The following is a 14182-nucleotide window of genomic DNA, read 5'->3' as shown; positions in this document are numbered from 1 at the left end:
CCGCTGTTGTCGAACAGTTGACGCCCCCTAGATTCTCTAGGGGGCGCGCTCGTGCTTGAGGTCCACTCTCGGAAGGTCACTGTCCGTAGATGTGTGATCACCCTGGAGTGTCCGGCGATGGAGCCGATCGATACCCGCAATGCGAGCGCTGCGGTGCACGCGTACGGCGGATCCCTGCAATGGCCCTTGACGGTCGGGTTCAGGCGCCGCCCCCGTCAGGGGTGCACCTGCGGCAACAGAAACTGTCCTGACCCTGGCGGGCACCCTCTGCCCGGCCGACCGCTGTTCCACAGCGTCGAGGAGACCCTCCAGGAGCTGGAGGCTGCCCCGGGGGCGGCTCTGATCGCCTGGACCCGGACCTTCGACGTCGTCGTGGTCTCCCGCCCGGTGGGGATGGCGGCCATGGTGACCCTGGACCAGGTGGCCCCGGTGCCCTGCCTGGTGGCCGACCGGTACGTCGCCCTGTTCGTGCTGCCGGCGACCGGCCGCTACGCCTTGGGCGGTGGCCTGCCCGGCGAGGTGCGGTCCGGGGCCTCCGGGTGGATCGCCGTACCGCCGAGCCACGGGGTCCGGTGGGACACGCAGCCGTGGGTGGAGCAGACGTCCCGGCCGGTGGGGCTGCTGAACGGGGCCACGGTGGGTCAGCATCTTGCCAGCGCCTACACCGGCCAGGAGCTGGTGGTCGGGGCATGAGCGTGAACCTCGAGTCGGATAGCCGTCAACTGGGCGTAGAGAACTGGCTTTTGAGGGCAGCCCCCGACAAGGTGACGGCACGGCGGGAGTGGGAGGAACGCCTCTTCACGGTGCTGCCGTGCGGGGCCTGGTTCGATGCCGTACGCATCCCGGCGCGGCTCGTCGAGGCGGCCGCACAGAGCGATGATCCAGACCGGGTGGGCGCCTATCTCGCCGCGGCTGTAGTCGGGGCGCCCGTGATCCACGACCGGTACTCGGGGTGGTACTACGCCCTGGTGCCTGCGGGTACGGCGCGGTGGTGGCATACGGACGGCATCACGTGCCTAGGCGTCGGGGCCGTGCTGGGTGTGCCCCACCCGGGGGTGACCGCCGAGCGGCGGGGGAGCCGCGTCTGCTGGGCAGTCCCGATGGGCTCGGCCGGCGACTTGTGCGCGCCTCCGGCCGTGTCTCAGGTCGTCGCGCTGGGCGGGTACCGGGAGGTGTCCCGGTGACCGCCGCCCGCCCGCAGGCGCCGAGCCCGGCGCCGCAGCGCACCGATGACGCGTACAAGACCTGGCTCGGGCACACCTACGCGTGCGCCCGATGCCGCAACGGCGCGGCGGAGTGCCCCGAGGCCCGTCGCCTGGGCCGGGCCTGGCGGGCGTCGTGAGCAGCGGCACGGCCTAGCTCCTGTACGCCCTGGCCGTCCTCGGCCTGCTGGCGGCGCTCGCGTACGGCATCGCCACCTCCTGAACCGGCCCGGTCCTCTCCGGGCTCTCTGCTTTCTTCATTCGATCGAACGGCACATCATGACCAGACCCAGACTGCTGAAGACCCGCCGCGAAACACGCCTTGAGAATGTGCGGCTTCTGGAAGGCCATCTGTCCGAACTCGGGCTCGCCCCGACGTACGCCGTGACGGATGGCGCCACCCGTCGACTCGCGCCCGAGGGGCTGGGCTGGTGCCACGTCCTGTATGCGGCTGAGGAGGCGTGGCCGCTCGGCGCGGAGTCATGCGTCATCGTGCGGTGGCTTCCCGACGAGGCCTTCCAGTACGACCACCGTGCCGAGCGGGTGCCGGCTGGTGCCGCTGAGCACTGGAGGGAGCGGACGGCGGCGACGATGCAGGCGCTCCAGGGGCTCGGCTACCAGGCTGCGGTGACCGGTCCGCCGCGTCTGCCTCACCTGCATGCTGCTGAGGACATCCTGGTCTGGCGAGCAGGAGAGGGGGCTGCGGTGGAGCCGTGGCCCCCGGTCAACGCGTGGTCCGGCGCCGCCCCCGCGCGGCCGAGCTTCTCTCAGCCGGAGTACCTCCCCGGGGAGCAGTCGCCGGTGGACGTGGTGGACGAGGAGCTGAGATGCACACCGGCACCGGGCATGGCCTTCGCGCTGGATGCCCCGGCGGTGCTCTGGCCCGCGTACGCGGAATCCTGTGTGCGCGTGCTGTGGCAGCCGGACGCGGAGTACCGGCGCCGGCCAGACGGCACCGTCCCCTCCGGCGCTGCCGAGCACTGGAAGGCCGGCACCGGTCGAGTCCACGAGGCGCTGAAGGGTGCCGGGTACCGGGTGCAACGGTCGGAGCGTGCGACATCGCCGGTGCTGGATGACGATGCGGGATTCCTGGCCTGGCGGCGGCGACCGCCGCGCCTGCCAGTCTCCGCGTTTGTATGACCAGGGCCCTGGCCCTGAGGTAGACCTCTGCTCGAAGAAGGGAACACCTGCTGTGATCGTGACCACTACGGCCGAGCGGCTCCTGGCCGCAGAGCACTGGCTCCTGTCCGCGGCCTTAGACCGCGACCAGGCCCGGTCGGCCTGGGCGGAAGACGGCGACGCGACGCTGATGTGCGGAGCCATTTTCTCGGCTGTCCGTCTAGGGCCTGGAGACGTGCTCGGAGTGCCCCGGCCGGGGGCGAGGGAGCGGCGCGGGCACCGGGGCTACTGGTCGGCGCCGATGGACTCGGCCGGGGTCCTGTGTACGCCCGCTGCGGTGGCGCAGTTCATCACGGCCGGCATTCCCGGGGCGGGGTCCGGGTGACGATGCCGATCTGTGTGGACTGCGACTTGACCATCGTCGGCCCCGCCGAGCTGGTGGTGACTGGTGACTCCATGTCCGGGGCGCGCCCGGACGCGTATACCCACCCTGCGGGATCCGCGCGCTGCTGCCCCACGGAGCCGAGGAAGCAGGCGTTGCGCCAGGGGCTGGCTGCCCAGCTCCCGATCGTGCGCCGCTCCGTGCCGACGGGCAAGGCAGGGGGCGCCTCGTGATCGCCCTGTCTGCGACGGATGTCCGTACCTGCGAAGCGTGTTGGACAGAGCCAGTGACGGCGGCCCGCCACGTCCCGGAGCCGGTTGAAGACGGGAGTGAGGAGTCCGCCCACCCCGCCCTGACCGTTCGGGACCTGCTCTGTTCTGCCTGCGCTGAGGCGAACTACCCCCGCCGCGTCGACCTCTTCCCGCCCTTCGGGATCTACACCGTGACGGGGCGTCGGGGACCCGTTCCGTCCGCCTGAGCGCGGAGGCCTCAGCGGCACGAGAGGTCCAACCTCCGTCACTCGAAAGGGAGTTATGACCAATCCGAAGAACATCCCGACGAAGCGCTTCAGTCACGTGTCGATCCGTATCGGGCTCGGTGGCGTCCGGGTCCGAGCGGACGGTGACACGGGCTGGGCTGCCTGGCAGGCCCTTGGCCGGGAGCACCCCAGGGTCGCGCAGGCCGTGGCCCTGTACCTCGCGGCCGTGGTCGTCCTGATCTCGGCCGTCTGTACCGCCGTGTTGAGCAGGGGTCTGTGAGCACCGTGGCCCCGCCTGCGCTCGCCGTCCTGGTTCCGCTTTCGGAGGTCAGCGAGCCGGAGGTGGCCTACTACCGTCAGCGGCTAGATGACCCGTCCCTGCTGGAGCGTGCCCTCGGCGTCCAGGTCGAGGGCACGACGTACCTGGCCGTCCCGGCTGGTGGCTGTCGCCGGGGCGGGTTCGTGTCGGTGAGCGAAGTCGTGACCGGCCTGGCTGTGCGCTCGCTCCTCCGTGACCGCCCGGAGTTCCCGGACGTGCGGCTGAGCTGGTCCCCGTACGCCGATACCTGCCACGTCGTCCGGTGGGGTCCGCCTCTCCCGTACGACGACGATCCGGTCGCGGAGGGGCGGTTCTACGGCTACAGGGCCGAGACGATCGCCGCGTTCATGAGGGCGCACGGCCACCTGACCTGATCACCAGCCCCCGGGGGGCGGCGCCGACTCTGTCCCGGGGGGCTGTCCACTGCATCCTTCTACCGTGGAGTACCGCGTGACCGTACGTCCGAGCATCACCGGAGAGCAGGCGGGGGCCTGTGTCGACCGCAGGGGGAGGCAAGGCCGGCTGATCGCCGTCGAGGGCCCGGGTGGCGTCGGGGCGAGTACCGTCACCGCGCTGATCGCCGAGCTGCTGCGCGCTCAAGGCGTCCCCGTGCTCGTGGCCCAGAAGTCAGCAGACGCCTCTCTGGGAGCACTCGCCCGTCAGGGGGCGGAGACGATCCGGCCGGCACTGGACCGGGGGGACGTGGTGCTGTGCGACCGGTACATCGTCTCGTCGCTGGTAGCGCAGCGCATGGACGGGAGCGAGCAGGAGTTCGTCGGGGGCCTCCAGCAGCGCGTGGTTCAGCCGGACTTGGTCATCATGATCACCGCACTGCCGGACGTCCTCGCGGAGCGGGCTACGGCCCGGGGCGCGCACAGCAGCATGGAGTGCGCCCGCTTCGCCGAGGCTGGTCGGTTCCTCCGGAGCCAGGGCGTACGCGTCCTGGACGTGGACGCCTCCCACGTGGACGCCGCGGAGGTGGCTCGTACCGCAGCCGTCGCCATCACTCGAATCGCGAAGGGGCGCCGGTGACGCTGGAGGTCTTCACGCTCAATCTCCAGAGGCATAGACGTGCGACCGCCCCGGCACCGAGGGGAGACGGTGCCGGGGCGGTCGTGTGTCTGCCGCTGAGGGGAGTTAAGCGGCAGGGACGCTCTCCGGCGGGGGGGACGCCTGGAGAACCCGTTGGAGGTCGGCCGTCACGACGCGGAAGCTGCGGCCGGCCCGGAGCACGCTGCACGGGAACCTGTCGTTACGGGCGAGGTGGTACGCGTGCGTCCGCCCGATCCCGAGGGCGCGGGCGGCGGTCTCCACGTCGGTCGTCGGGGGGAGGTCCAGGAGGTCCCGGGTCGTCAGTTCCCTCACGGCTACGTCGATGGTCTGGGTCATTTTGGCGCAACTCCGGGCGTGAATCGGGTGTGCTTGCGTGCTCATTGCGCACTGTACGGCATGGGTTGATACGACTCAACACGCTCTGTACCTTGGGTCATTGTGGAGCAACCGGACTGGGCGCAGCGCGTCAGCAGGGCGATAGGTAGAGAGGTGCGCCGTCACCGCCGCGAGCGCGGGATGAGTGCACAGCAACTCTCTGACGCCTGCGCGGAGTTGGGTGGCGACTTGCCGCGTACGGTCATCTCCAACATCGAGAACGGCCGGCGAAGCAACCTGTCCGTCGCGGACACCACGCTCCTCGCGGCTGCGCTCGGCGTGCCGCCGGTCGCCCTGGTCTATCCCGTCGGGTACGAGGACGAAGTCGAGCACCTCCCCGGCCAGACCGTCAGTCCGCTCCAGGCCGCGGACTGGTGGAACGGCGAGCCTGCCCCGGACGACGGCGCCCTGGCCCTTCTGCGTCGGCACCGGCTGCTGGAGACGAACATCCGCCGCCTCTACAAGAGCCTGTGGGAGCAGAGCATCAGTGACTACCGGTGGCATGGCGAGCCTGGCGGTCCGGAGGCCGACGCGGCGCGGCAGGTCGCCGAGGACATGACGCAGGAGCTCCACGAGCTCCGCGACGAGATCACCCGGCGGGGCTTCGTGCTCCCGCCACTGTCCGGTCTGGATCGGCCGGCCTAGCCAGTCCGGCGGGGAACGACTCCGCCGTATCGCGGGCGCGGTGCGCCCAGTCCTCGACGGAGGGGGATGACTCATGTCCGGATCACGGCGTGCCGGCGGCATCACGAAGCGGTGTGAGTGCCGGGACGAGGCCGGCAAGCGGTTAGGGCTGAAGTGCCCGCAGCTGGCCAAGAAGAACCACGGCAACTACCAGGTGCGCCAGGAGCTGCCCGCCGCTGAGGACGGCACCCGAAGGATCTTCCGGCGCACCGGGTACGACCAGGTGAAGGATGCGCAGAAGGATCTGAACCGCATCGGGTCTCTCCTCGACCTGGCCGACGAGGATGACGAGGAGGCGGCGCGCCGGATCGGCGACCTTCTGATGGTCGTGATGAAGGACCGGGAGAAGATCCCGGACATCACGGAGACGAAGCGGCGCATTGCCGCAGGGGTGCTCGTCACGAGCAAGATGACCATGGCCGATCTGCTGGACGAGTACGTGGAGCTGAAGAAGAAGACGCGGAAGAGGCGTACCGGCAGCGGGTATGAGTCGCACGTGCGCGTGCACCTGCGTCCGGGCCTGGGCCGGTTCCGGGTAGACCGGCTGACCGTTGCCCACTGTCAGGCCTTCTTCGACGACATCGTGGAGCGTAACGAGGTCGTGCTGGCCGAGAACCGGGCGCGCCGTGAGCAGGAGGCGCGGTGTAAGTGGGGGAAGGGCGGCAGGCCGCCGCACGCCGAGGCTGAGCGCCTGGCGGCGGAGCGCGAGAAGCTGGCTGCTATGCCGCCGTACCGGCTGATCACGGGGGCAGCGACCAGGCAGCGGATTCGGGCCACTCTGCGCGGGGCGCTGAACCTGGCGATCCGGAAGCAGCTCATCACGTTCAACGCTGCTCAGTGGGTGGAGCTGGCGTCAGGGAAGCGGCCGAAGCCGCTGATGTGGACGGCGGGCCGCGTGGAGCAGTGGGAGCGCACTGGGGAGAGGCCGAGCCCGGTGATGGTGTGGACGCCGGTGCAGCTCGGTCGCTTCCTGGATGAGGCCGAGCGGTCGAGGCTCTATGCGTTTTTCCACCTGGTCGCGCTGCGGGGGTATCGCCGCGGTGAGGGGGTGGGGCAGGGGTGGGACGAGGTCGACCTTGACGGCGGGTTCATCACCCCGAGCCGAGAGCTGATCGTGGACAACTGGCAAGTTTTCGAGGACAGCCTCAAGACGGAAGAGTCCATGTCGACCATCGCGCTGGACTCGCTGAACGTGGGGGTGCTGCGGGCCCACCGGGCGCGCCAGTTGGCGGAGCGCGATAGCTGGAACCGGCACGCGGCGGCCGAGCGGGCGCAGGGGAAGGATGTGGCGGACTGGGTGGACCTGGGCAAGGTGTTCGTGGAGCCGGACGGTACGTGGCTGCACCCGGAGAAGGTTTCCGACGAGTTCCACCGGATCCGTATCCGGGCCGGGCTGCCTCCCATCAATCTGCGGGACCTGCGGCACATCGCGGCCACGCTGGTGCACGCGGGCGGTGGGGACATCCATGCGGTGGGCAAGACGTTGCGGCACACGACGATCCAGCTGGCATCGGATACGTACACCGAGCTGCTGGCGGAGGTCGACCGGGGTATCGCGGAGGCTGCGGCGGCTCTGGTTCCGAGGGCGCGCAAGGGGGCAGGGAAGGTCCCGGGCGAGCAGTCGGGAGGCGAGGTGTCGATGCAGGTCACATGCCCTCCCTGCTCGCCCGATGCTCGCCCGAACGCCACGTAACTGGGCGCACTGGGTGGCATGAGGGATGCGAGGGGTGACACGGAGAGGGGATGCAGGGTGCCGCTGAGCTGCACCTTTCGGCACGGCGTGAACTGGGCGGCACGGGCCGGACTGGACGGCCTGGCGTGCCAGCGGTCTCATAATCCGTCGGCCGTGGGTTCGAGTCCCACCCGCCCCACCGAGCGTCCCCAGGCAGAATCGTTCTGACCTGGGGATACGCGTTTTGTGGGGGCATTTTGCGTGTGGCGGACGTGTGGCGGACGTGGTTCGTCCCGCACTCAGGGTGGTCTTTGCACGGCTGTGACCTGGGCTTTTACCGTCCCGCGCCGGTGGGGGCGTTGAGAACGATCCCACCCGCCTTGTCGTGGGCTGCCCATGCCTTCGTGCGCGAGTGGGTGGTGATGTCTAGGTCTGATCAGATGCTGGACAGCGTCGTCGCCAGCGACTGGAACCAGGCTCCGTGGGAGAACGGTTCGGGCGGGCTTACCTCCATGCCGAGTTCGGCGGCGGCCAAGGCGTAGTCACCCTCGTCCAGTGGGAGGGCGAGCAGTTCGTGGAGTTCGCCCACGAGGCGTGCGACCAGTTGTGGGTCGGTGGTGGCGGTGTAGTCGGTGACTGCGGCTTCGTGGTCGGGGAACTCGTCGACGATGTCCTGTGAGAACCAGCCGCCGAGCAGTTGCGCGGTCTCGGGGAAGCGCATGTGCCATTCCCAGTGGGTCTGCGGGGAGGACCGCTTCGGCACGTCACCTTCCTCGATGCTCTGCTTCAGGTGGTCGGCCAGCACCGTCAGCCAGTCACCGATCTTCGATTCGGGCATGCCGGTGTCCGGGATCGCGTAGAACTCGCCCAGGCCGAGCCTGACGCGGCCCGGGGGGTTGCGGCTGTACTCGCGCAACTGGCGCTCCGCTTCCGCGATGGCCGAGGGACGGGTGTGCCAGGTGTGGCGGAGGTACGCGTCCAGGGCACGGCTGCGCCGCTCCGGGGTGTCGTCGGCGGGCTGCCCCAGGTATGCGCGCATGACCTGGTCCAGCTCGCCGTAGCGGCGGTCGTGTTCGAGGGGCTTCATGGGCATGTGCGTGCGATCCCTAGAGGTAGAACGGGACGGTCGTGTGGACGACGAAGCCGTGCGGTTTCGACGGCTCACGGCGCAGCACCACGCGTGCCGCGCGGACATCGATGGGCCCGCGTCCGGCCATCAGCTCGGCCTCCAGCTGTACCCGTCCCACGGGTTCCTCTCGGGAGGGCCAGGCGGCCTCGATGGTAAGGCGGGACCGGGTGTTCTGGGCGAGCCAGCGGTGAATGGCCTGCTCGTTGGCGGTCACCACCTGCTGGGTGGCCCACTTGGCGGTCTCCCGGTCGGGGTACGTTGCGGATCTCGTCAGCAATGCTCACCTTCCTCCAAGGCGCCGGGAACGGTTGTTCCTGGTACCTGAGCGTGTTCTCAGTTTGCGTTGAAAGACCAGAAGACTCCGACCTCGTCCGTGCTCACGGCGATCAGTCCGAGATCCATGACGTGGTCGGTGAAGGCGCGGCCGCCGGCAAGTTCTCCGGCGAGGAAGTCCGGCGACGTGGAGGTCCGGGCCAGGTCGGACGACGTACGAAAGTCGGCGTCGGCACCAAAACGGCTGAGTACCGAGCAGGCGTCGGCCATGACATCGTCCCGGTCGGCACGCGTCCGCACGGGGCGTGCTTCGAAGAACCACTCCTGGGTCAGAGAGGCGAGTAGCGCGGCGGCGGCAGAGGCCGTGACAGGATACGTCCAGGCGTGCACCTGCTCAGCCGTGAGCGGCAGGAACGGATAGGAAGGACGGATGTTCTCCCGTCCCTTCTTGTCGATCTGCCACTCCAGTGACTGCAGGCCCCGGGGGTCGGTGACCGAGCGGTCCATGACATCCAGGACATCTCTTCCCCAGTCGTCGTGCCGTCGGGGTCCAGTCCTCGCGAAGGCGTACACGTCGTCCAGAAGCCGCTCCAGAGCGGCCTCCCAGACAGTGTTGTCGATCGGGTTCATTCGGCTTCCGTCGGTCACGGGGCGGGCATGGATGTGTAAATGATGTAGGGCGGATCGAGCCTGGAATCGTACTTCAGGATCGTCTTCACGTTTTTGACGTCGACCGCCTTCGCATCGAGCCCGTGGTCCTTGTACCCGGTCCCGGGAATGGTGTTGCCCGACCCGCCCGGATCAGGAGTGGGCTGCTTGGACACGTACCGGCCACTCACGTCACCGTCCGGGGCCGGGCTCGTGAACGCCTGCGTCTTCCCCTCTGGAGGATTGGTGGCCAGCCACGTGTCGATCTCGGACTGTCTGGCCCGCAGATTGTGTTCCGTCAGCCGCTGCGCGTCGGCCATGTCTTTGAAGGACGACGAGCCGCCGATCATGGGCTTGCGCTGCTCAGGCCAGTTGTTGTTGTCGTCGGCCTGGTCGCGCAATCGTTGGGCGAGCTGCTCGTCGGTCTTGCCGACGTGCTTGTCCAGGGTGTGACCGCCGCCCAGGTACTCGTTGCTCGCCAAGTTGAAGGTGTGATTGCCGCTGGAGCCAGCTTCAGTCCACCGCTGCTCGTGTCTGAACTCCTCCAGGGCCCGGGCCCCGAAGCCATGCGCACGGGCGACGCCGGCCTCGAACTTGGGGGCGCTGCGGTACGCCTCGTCCAGCGGCCCTTCCAGTGCCGTCATCCGGGTGGTCAGGCCGTCCAGGATGCCGGTGTATTTGGCGACGATCCCGTTCAGCTTGCCGGTGTCCAGGTTCAGTACCGTCCTGACATCGAACGACAGGAGCAGGCCGGCGCCGCTGCCGAGGAGAGAAGTGGCGGCACCGAGCGCGCTCTTGAGGTCTTTGGGCTTGGCCAGGTCCTCGATGATGTCCTTGGCGGCTTTCCACATGGCGCGGTCGAGCTCGTCCTTGACGTCGCGGTTCAGGTCGACGGCGGCTTCCGCGTACTCGCGGAGGATGGTGGCGATGTCATCGGCCGTGTCCTTGAGTACGGCCAGGACGGGCTGACTGCCCGTGGGGACGCGTGGCGTGCCGCGGCCGGAGTTGGCGGTCTGCGCCCACTGGTAGCCGTGCTGTTGCTGCCCCCAGGCCGTTCCTCCCCACAGAGCGCTGCAGAAGGTCCGCATCGCGGCCTCCCACTCGGCCTGCTGGTGGTTGGTGATGGCCCCGACGGCCTGGGTGAGCTGGTCCGCTCCCAGCGACGCGGTGATGGAGACGCTCATCCAGCTGCGGCAGAGGGAGTTGAGGTAGTGCTGTTCCGGATAGGGGTAGACGTCTGCCACCCTGCCGACCCGGAACACGTTCTTGCACAGTGGATGGAGGAGGTCCCGGACGATTTCGGGTATGCCCTCCATCAGGCCGCGCAGGATGTCGTCGCCGCCGTCGTCGTCGCCCCACTTGATGTCGGGGATGGAGCCGAGGTTCGGGGCTTTGTCGATGACCGCGGGCCGGGGGCGCTGCTCGGCAGTCCTGTCGGGCTTGGGGTGGGCAGCGACGTCGGCCTTCGTGTAGGCGTTGGCCGTCTCGGTGAACCCGACTGCCACACCGCCGACGCTGAGTACGGACCGGCCCCAGACCTCCAGCCAGCGGTCACCGATCCTTTTGTACGCCTGGGCGAACTTCCGGGCCTCGGTGCCTGCGCCTCCTGCATCGGGGTACTTGCCCAGTTCCTCCAGAAGCCTCTTCGCGCCGCGTACCAGAAAGTCCTGTTGTACGGCGACGCGGCCGGAGGCCGACCAGAGGTCGCTCGGCTTGACGTCGATGGTGCCGTTGCCACCCGGCGGCTGGGCAGGGGTGGAGGGCCCGGCCATCAGGCACCGCCTCCCCAGCCCTCGAGAACGGACCTGTTGGCCGAGGCGTAGCTGAGGTGCCCCTTGACCACGACCTCGTGGAGCCAGGCTTGGGTGGCCTTGAGGTCATCGGCCGAGCGTCCCCATTTGTCCAACTCGTCGATGAAGACCTCGCGTGCTTCACCGTCCCAGCTCAGTACGGCATGGGTAGCTCGCTCGTACAGGATGTCCAGCTTCTTGTTCAGGGCCCGGAGGATGACCTCCAGATCCCCTGAGAGGCGGTGCAGGGTGGCGAAATCGACGGTGATCCGGTCTTCGTCCGGCATGGTGCTGATCCCCCGTGGTTCAGACGTCCAGAAAGTTGGGATCCGATGCAGATACCGGCCCGGGCACCTTGACGGCGCGGCGCCCGGTCAACCACTCAGGTATCCGGTTCGGCATTCGTATTCTGGGCCTTGTCCGCGGCGCTGTTCGTCCGCGTGTTCTAGGCGTGGGTACTCACTTTAAGCTCCATCCGGAGGGTCGCGTGTATTTCTCGCCAGTGACTGAGGAGGGGGCAACCGCGGCATGTTGACTCAACGGGTCCCCGCTCCAGGTTCGGTCGTGCCCGTGGTGTGATTCGGCTGAATGTGATGGCTTCGGGGGCCACCCAAGATCGGCATCGTGGTCGGCCGACGCGAAGCTTGGGAACGCCGGTCGCAAGTTTTCCTGGCGGATGCGATCTGCCGGGCCGGATCGAGGGCGGCTCGAGCCGCACGGGAGGGAGGGTTGGGCCGACTCCTCTGTTGACGGCTGTAGGTTTTCTGCACGTTCGCACGTCGGTGGACAAAGCAGCCCTTTCACCCTCGGCATGCCATCGCTGACCACACACGAGCTCGGTAAGGTGGGTATGCGACTGCCGCACAAGCCCGAAGAAGGAGGGTGGCATGGGCGACGAGCCTAAACTCGCTTACACATCCAGTGAGTTGAGCAAGCTAGCGGACGATCTGGATGACATGCAGGAGTACCTTGGCAAGCAGGTCAAACGCATGGACGAGGTCGTCGACAGTATCGAGGTCGGCTGGCGCGGTCCCACAGCCAATGCCTACCGAGCTCTCCATCGCGACGCCGCACTGGATGCCGTTCGCATTCAGCAGACCATGCAACTGCTCGCGCTGGGTGTCCGTCTGAGCGAAGACGGTTTCACGAAGCAAGAACTCGAGACCCTCGAACAGTTCCGCAGGGTCCAAGTGGACGTCGATATCGAGGCAGAAGCCGACGCCCTCTCCACACCGGCGGTACCTCCCAGCCGCCTGAACGATTTCTGAGCTCTTTCAGCGAGGCCGTCGACCGGGTGAAGCCGTTGAGGTGTTGCAGCACACGAGGGTTCCGCGCTGCTGAGAGAGGTGTACGACATCTCGTTCTGCCGACGTAGGAGTCCCGTCGGGTTCCTGCCCTGCAGTCGCCCTGCCCCATGCTCCGGTGGAATGGTTCGCCAGGCTCTTCGTCGCTCGCGAGGATGACCGTCGACGGCTACAGAACGTCACCGCATACGGTGGGCGCTGGCGAGCTGGAGGGGCTATGGAAGCCCCTCACTGCTCCGACGTGATCTGTTGGCCCTCCCAGCCGGACCCCCCTCTACTTCCGCAGGGCAGAAGTGGTGCTGAGCGCAACGACACGGGTGTGGCGAACGCCTAACCGATCCCCATTCGAGGGGGATCGAGGGGGGTGCAGCCGGATGCAAACGGGTGGCTATGTCCGTTGTTTCGGTATCGTCGCAGGTGAGAGGCGTCACTCCTATGGGTTCGAGTCCCACCCGCCCCACCGAGCGTCCCCAGGCAGAATCGTTCTGACCTGGGGATACGCGTTTTCCGGAACGAGACTGACCAGCTCACGCGCGTTTGCGGGGGCCTCGGTCCAGCTGAGGCCCTGCGTGACGTTCTGCTCTCCTTCTGGAAGTCCGGTCCCCACCTGGTCGGTCAGGGGATCGGGGCCGGGAGAACCGCCGTGGCGTGTGCCCAGGCTGCGTCGAACTGGCGCAGAGCGGCGTCGTAGAGAGTGCCGGGCGCTCGGGCGTGCAGACATGGAGAGTCCTGCTGTGTGCTGACGCGTTGGAGCAAGTGAGGTAGGCGGCGCGGTCCGTCGCGATCACACGGCAGGTGTTCGGCCGGCGGCGTCCGCGTGGACCGTCGCCACGCGACAGCCGGGCCGTCAGCCTGGCCACCACCACCAGCTCGGCCGGTCGAAAGGCTTCCGTGAGGAACTGACGGGCCATCACGACGGATCGAGCTGGGGCTGGGACAGGGGCAGGCTGGGTGCGTGGCGTGTGGGCCGGGTCAGGCCTCGCTCAGCTTCTTCCTGACGTGGTCGGCCGTGTACCGGGCGAGGTCGGTGACGTCCTCGGGCTGTTTCGCGCCGGCCGAGATGACGACGATCGTCGAACCCACGTGCATGGTCACGTGGGAGGTGTATGTGCCCTCCCACGGTACGAGGACTCCGTGCGAAGCGACGGTCTGATCCGCCCCGGTCCGGATCTCCATGGCCGTCCCGCCCTTGTGTTCCGTTGCCATGCCCTCAAAGGCTGCTTTCGCGTTCTCGGCCGTGTCGAAGGCGACGATGCCGACGCCCGCGATGAGGCCGTGACCGGTTGGCTGGATCTCCACGCCCTCCAGGCCTGTAGCCCCCCTTGCCACGAAGCCGGGACACTTCGTACCCGACTCGTTCCGGCAGCGGTTCTCCCCTGCGGCGAAATCCTCCATCGAGGGCGCGTGGCGCAACATCCAGCCGTCGGGAAGGGTTCTCTCGGACAGCAGCGCCTGTCTGACCCCCTCCTCCGACAGCGGCTTGCTCTCGCTGCCGCATGCCGTCAGCCCGCACACCGCGATGGTTGCGAGCGCCGCAGCGCGTATGCCGTACTTCACCGTCATCCCCAAGCTCCCGCGTGATCACTTCCGGGGCCATTCAACGTGACGGTCGGTCGGATGGGCAGGCATTTCCCGGGGCCGCCCTGTGGCACCTCTTCCGTACGCCAGGGGCGTCGCGGCCCTGAGCAGGCCACATCGCCGCCGGTCTGCCCGGTCCTGGGGCTGCCCGCCCCTCACGGTGGCCCTCAGTCGCC

The 14182-nt window shown here is 68.3% G+C and carries 17 protein-coding genes and 1 pseudogene; 11 read left to right on the top strand and 7 right to left on the bottom strand.

The window, feature by feature from the left end; all coding sequences use genetic code 11:
- The first annotated feature begins 117 nt into the window (after window positions 1–117).
- The 8 genes and pseudogenes from AB0917_RS06195 to AB0917_RS06160 all read left to right on the top strand — a co-directional run bounded on the left by AB0917_RS06195 (window position 118) and on the right by AB0917_RS06160 (window position 4532).
- Window positions 118–693: a hypothetical protein gene (locus AB0917_RS06195; protein ID WP_366818288.1), complete on the top strand. Its 576-nt coding sequence runs from the start codon at window positions 118–120 to the stop codon at window positions 691–693.
- Window positions 690–1184 (top strand): hypothetical protein, encoded by a 495-nt coding sequence (locus tag AB0917_RS06190; protein WP_366818287.1) that lies wholly within the window; start codon window positions 690–692, stop codon window positions 1182–1184. Before AB0917_RS06195 ends, AB0917_RS06190 begins: the two co-directional genes overlap by 4 nt.
- A complete protein-coding gene (locus tag AB0917_RS06185) occupies window positions 1181–1342 on the top strand; it encodes a hypothetical protein (protein WP_366818286.1) in 162 nt (53 codons plus the stop codon). Before AB0917_RS06190 ends, AB0917_RS06185 begins: the two co-directional genes overlap by 4 nt.
- A gap of 139 nt (window positions 1343–1481) precedes the next feature.
- Window positions 1482–2342: a hypothetical protein gene (locus tag AB0917_RS06180; RefSeq protein ID WP_366818285.1), complete on the top strand. Its 861-nt coding sequence runs from the start codon at window positions 1482–1484 to the stop codon at window positions 2340–2342.
- Between the two features lie 590 nt (window positions 2343–2932).
- Window positions 2933–3151: pseudogene (locus AB0917_RS06175) on the top strand (hypothetical protein); the annotation flags it as partial.
- Between the two features lie 85 nt (window positions 3152–3236).
- Window positions 3237–3461: a hypothetical protein gene (locus AB0917_RS06170; protein ID WP_366818284.1), complete on the top strand. Its 225-nt coding sequence runs from the start codon at window positions 3237–3239 to the stop codon at window positions 3459–3461.
- The gene (locus tag AB0917_RS06165; RefSeq protein WP_366818283.1) at window positions 3458–3874 is read left to right on the top strand and encodes a DUF6302 family protein; all 417 of its coding nucleotides are present in this window, start codon (window positions 3458–3460) and stop codon (window positions 3872–3874) included. The genes AB0917_RS06170 and AB0917_RS06165 overlap by 4 nt, the downstream gene beginning before the upstream one ends.
- Before the next feature lie 76 nt (window positions 3875–3950).
- Entirely contained in the window at window positions 3951–4532 is a 582-nt protein-coding gene (locus AB0917_RS06160; protein ID WP_366818282.1) for a hypothetical protein, read from the top strand.
- 105 nt (window positions 4533–4637) lie between these two features.
- On the opposite strand, the gene AB0917_RS06155 is transcribed toward AB0917_RS06160, so the two are convergent.
- Window positions 4638–4889 carry a DNA-binding protein gene (locus AB0917_RS06155; RefSeq protein ID WP_366818281.1) on the bottom strand — a complete coding sequence of 84 codons (252 nt, stop codon included), beginning with the start codon at window positions 4887–4889 and terminating at the stop codon, window positions 4638–4640.
- Between the two features lie 102 nt (window positions 4890–4991).
- Between AB0917_RS06155 and AB0917_RS06150 the strand changes: the two genes are divergently transcribed.
- Window positions 4992–5573 (top strand): helix-turn-helix transcriptional regulator, encoded by a 582-nt coding sequence (locus AB0917_RS06150; protein WP_366818280.1) that lies wholly within the window; start codon window positions 4992–4994, stop codon window positions 5571–5573.
- 73 nt (window positions 5574–5646) lie between these two features.
- A complete protein-coding gene (locus tag AB0917_RS06145; RefSeq protein ID WP_366818279.1) occupies window positions 5647–7305 on the top strand; it encodes a tyrosine-type recombinase/integrase in 1659 nt (552 codons plus the stop codon).
- 415 nt (window positions 7306–7720) lie between these two features.
- Here AB0917_RS06145 and AB0917_RS06140 read toward each other — a convergent pair whose 3' ends face one another.
- Genes AB0917_RS06140 through AB0917_RS06120 form a run of 5 tightly spaced genes read right to left on the bottom strand, consistent with a single transcriptional unit; the run spans window position 7721 to window position 11411 of the window.
- Window positions 7721–8377 carry a contact-dependent growth inhibition system immunity protein gene (locus AB0917_RS06140; protein WP_366818278.1) on the bottom strand — a complete coding sequence of 219 codons (657 nt, stop codon included), beginning with the start codon at window positions 8375–8377 and terminating at the stop codon, window positions 7721–7723.
- A 13-nt stretch (window positions 8378–8390) separates the two neighbouring features.
- Window positions 8391–8690 carry an RNase A-like domain-containing protein gene (locus tag AB0917_RS06135; protein WP_366818277.1) on the bottom strand — a complete coding sequence of 100 codons (300 nt, stop codon included), beginning with the start codon at window positions 8688–8690 and terminating at the stop codon, window positions 8391–8393.
- A gap of 56 nt (window positions 8691–8746) precedes the next feature.
- Window positions 8747–9316 (bottom strand): hypothetical protein, encoded by a 570-nt coding sequence (locus tag AB0917_RS06130; protein ID WP_366818276.1) that lies wholly within the window; start codon window positions 9314–9316, stop codon window positions 8747–8749.
- 14 nt (window positions 9317–9330) lie between these two features.
- Complete coding sequence (locus AB0917_RS06125; protein WP_366818275.1) at window positions 9331–11106, bottom strand: RNase A-like domain-containing protein; 1776 nt, start codon at window positions 11104–11106, stop codon at window positions 9331–9333.
- On the bottom strand, window positions 11106–11411 hold the full coding sequence (locus AB0917_RS06120; protein ID WP_359760850.1) for a WXG100 family type VII secretion target: 306 nt from the start codon (window positions 11409–11411) through the stop codon (window positions 11106–11108). Before AB0917_RS06120 ends, AB0917_RS06125 begins: the two co-directional genes overlap by 1 nt.
- Before the next feature lie 600 nt (window positions 11412–12011).
- Here AB0917_RS06120 and AB0917_RS06115 point away from each other — a divergent pair.
- Entirely contained in the window at window positions 12012–12392 is a 381-nt protein-coding gene (locus AB0917_RS06115; RefSeq protein ID WP_356837895.1) for a WXG100 family type VII secretion target, read from the top strand.
- Window positions 12393–13400: 1008 nt separating this feature from the next.
- Here the strand turns inward: AB0917_RS06115 and AB0917_RS06110 are convergent.
- Complete coding sequence (locus AB0917_RS06110; protein ID WP_366818274.1) at window positions 13401–13991, bottom strand: hypothetical protein; 591 nt, start codon at window positions 13989–13991, stop codon at window positions 13401–13403.
- Between the last annotated feature and the right edge of the window lie 191 nt (window positions 13992–14182).

Origin of the sequence: Streptomyces sp. NPDC007346 (genome assembly GCF_040703535.1) — a bacterium.
In the GTDB taxonomy this organism is placed as follows: domain Bacteria; phylum Actinomycetota; class Actinomycetes; order Streptomycetales; family Streptomycetaceae; genus Streptomyces.
The sequence above is the reverse complement of the archived record's forward strand: the minus strand, read 5'-3'. Positions and strand labels throughout refer to the sequence as shown.

What these genes read in the sequence shown, in the direction of transcription:
- AB0917_RS06195 (WP_366818288.1), top strand. Translation starts at nt 118, where the DNA reads ATGGAGCCGATCGATACCCGCAATGCGAGCGCTGCGGTGCACGCGTAC.
- AB0917_RS06190 (WP_366818287.1), top strand. Translation starts at nt 690, where the DNA reads ATGAGCGTGAACCTCGAGTCGGATAGCCGTCAACTGGGCGTAGAGAAC.
- AB0917_RS06180 (WP_366818285.1), top strand. Translation starts at nt 1,482, where the DNA reads ATGACCAGACCCAGACTGCTGAAGACCCGCCGCGAAACACGCCTTGAG.
- AB0917_RS06170 (WP_366818284.1), top strand. Translation starts at nt 3,237, where the DNA reads ATGACCAATCCGAAGAACATCCCGACGAAGCGCTTCAGTCACGTGTCG.
- AB0917_RS06155 (WP_366818281.1), bottom strand. Translation starts at nt 4,889, where the DNA reads ATGACCCAGACCATCGACGTAGCCGTGAGGGAACTGACGACCCGGGAC.
- AB0917_RS06145 (WP_366818279.1), top strand. Translation starts at nt 5,647, where the DNA reads ATGTCCGGATCACGGCGTGCCGGCGGCATCACGAAGCGGTGTGAGTGC.
- AB0917_RS06140 (WP_366818278.1), bottom strand. Translation starts at nt 8,377, where the DNA reads ATGCCCATGAAGCCCCTCGAACACGACCGCCGCTACGGCGAGCTGGAC.
- AB0917_RS06130 (WP_366818276.1), bottom strand. Translation starts at nt 9,316, where the DNA reads ATGAACCCGATCGACAACACTGTCTGGGAGGCCGCTCTGGAGCGGCTT.
- AB0917_RS06125 (WP_366818275.1), bottom strand. Translation starts at nt 11,106, where the DNA reads ATGGCCGGGCCCTCCACCCCTGCCCAGCCGCCGGGTGGCAACGGCACC.
- AB0917_RS06120 (WP_359760850.1), bottom strand. Translation starts at nt 11,411, where the DNA reads ATGCCGGACGAAGACCGGATCACCGTCGATTTCGCCACCCTGCACCGC.
- AB0917_RS06115 (WP_356837895.1), top strand. Translation starts at nt 12,012, where the DNA reads ATGGGCGACGAGCCTAAACTCGCTTACACATCCAGTGAGTTGAGCAAG.
- AB0917_RS06110 (WP_366818274.1), bottom strand. Translation starts at nt 13,991, where the DNA reads ATGACGGTGAAGTACGGCATACGCGCTGCGGCGCTCGCAACCATCGCG.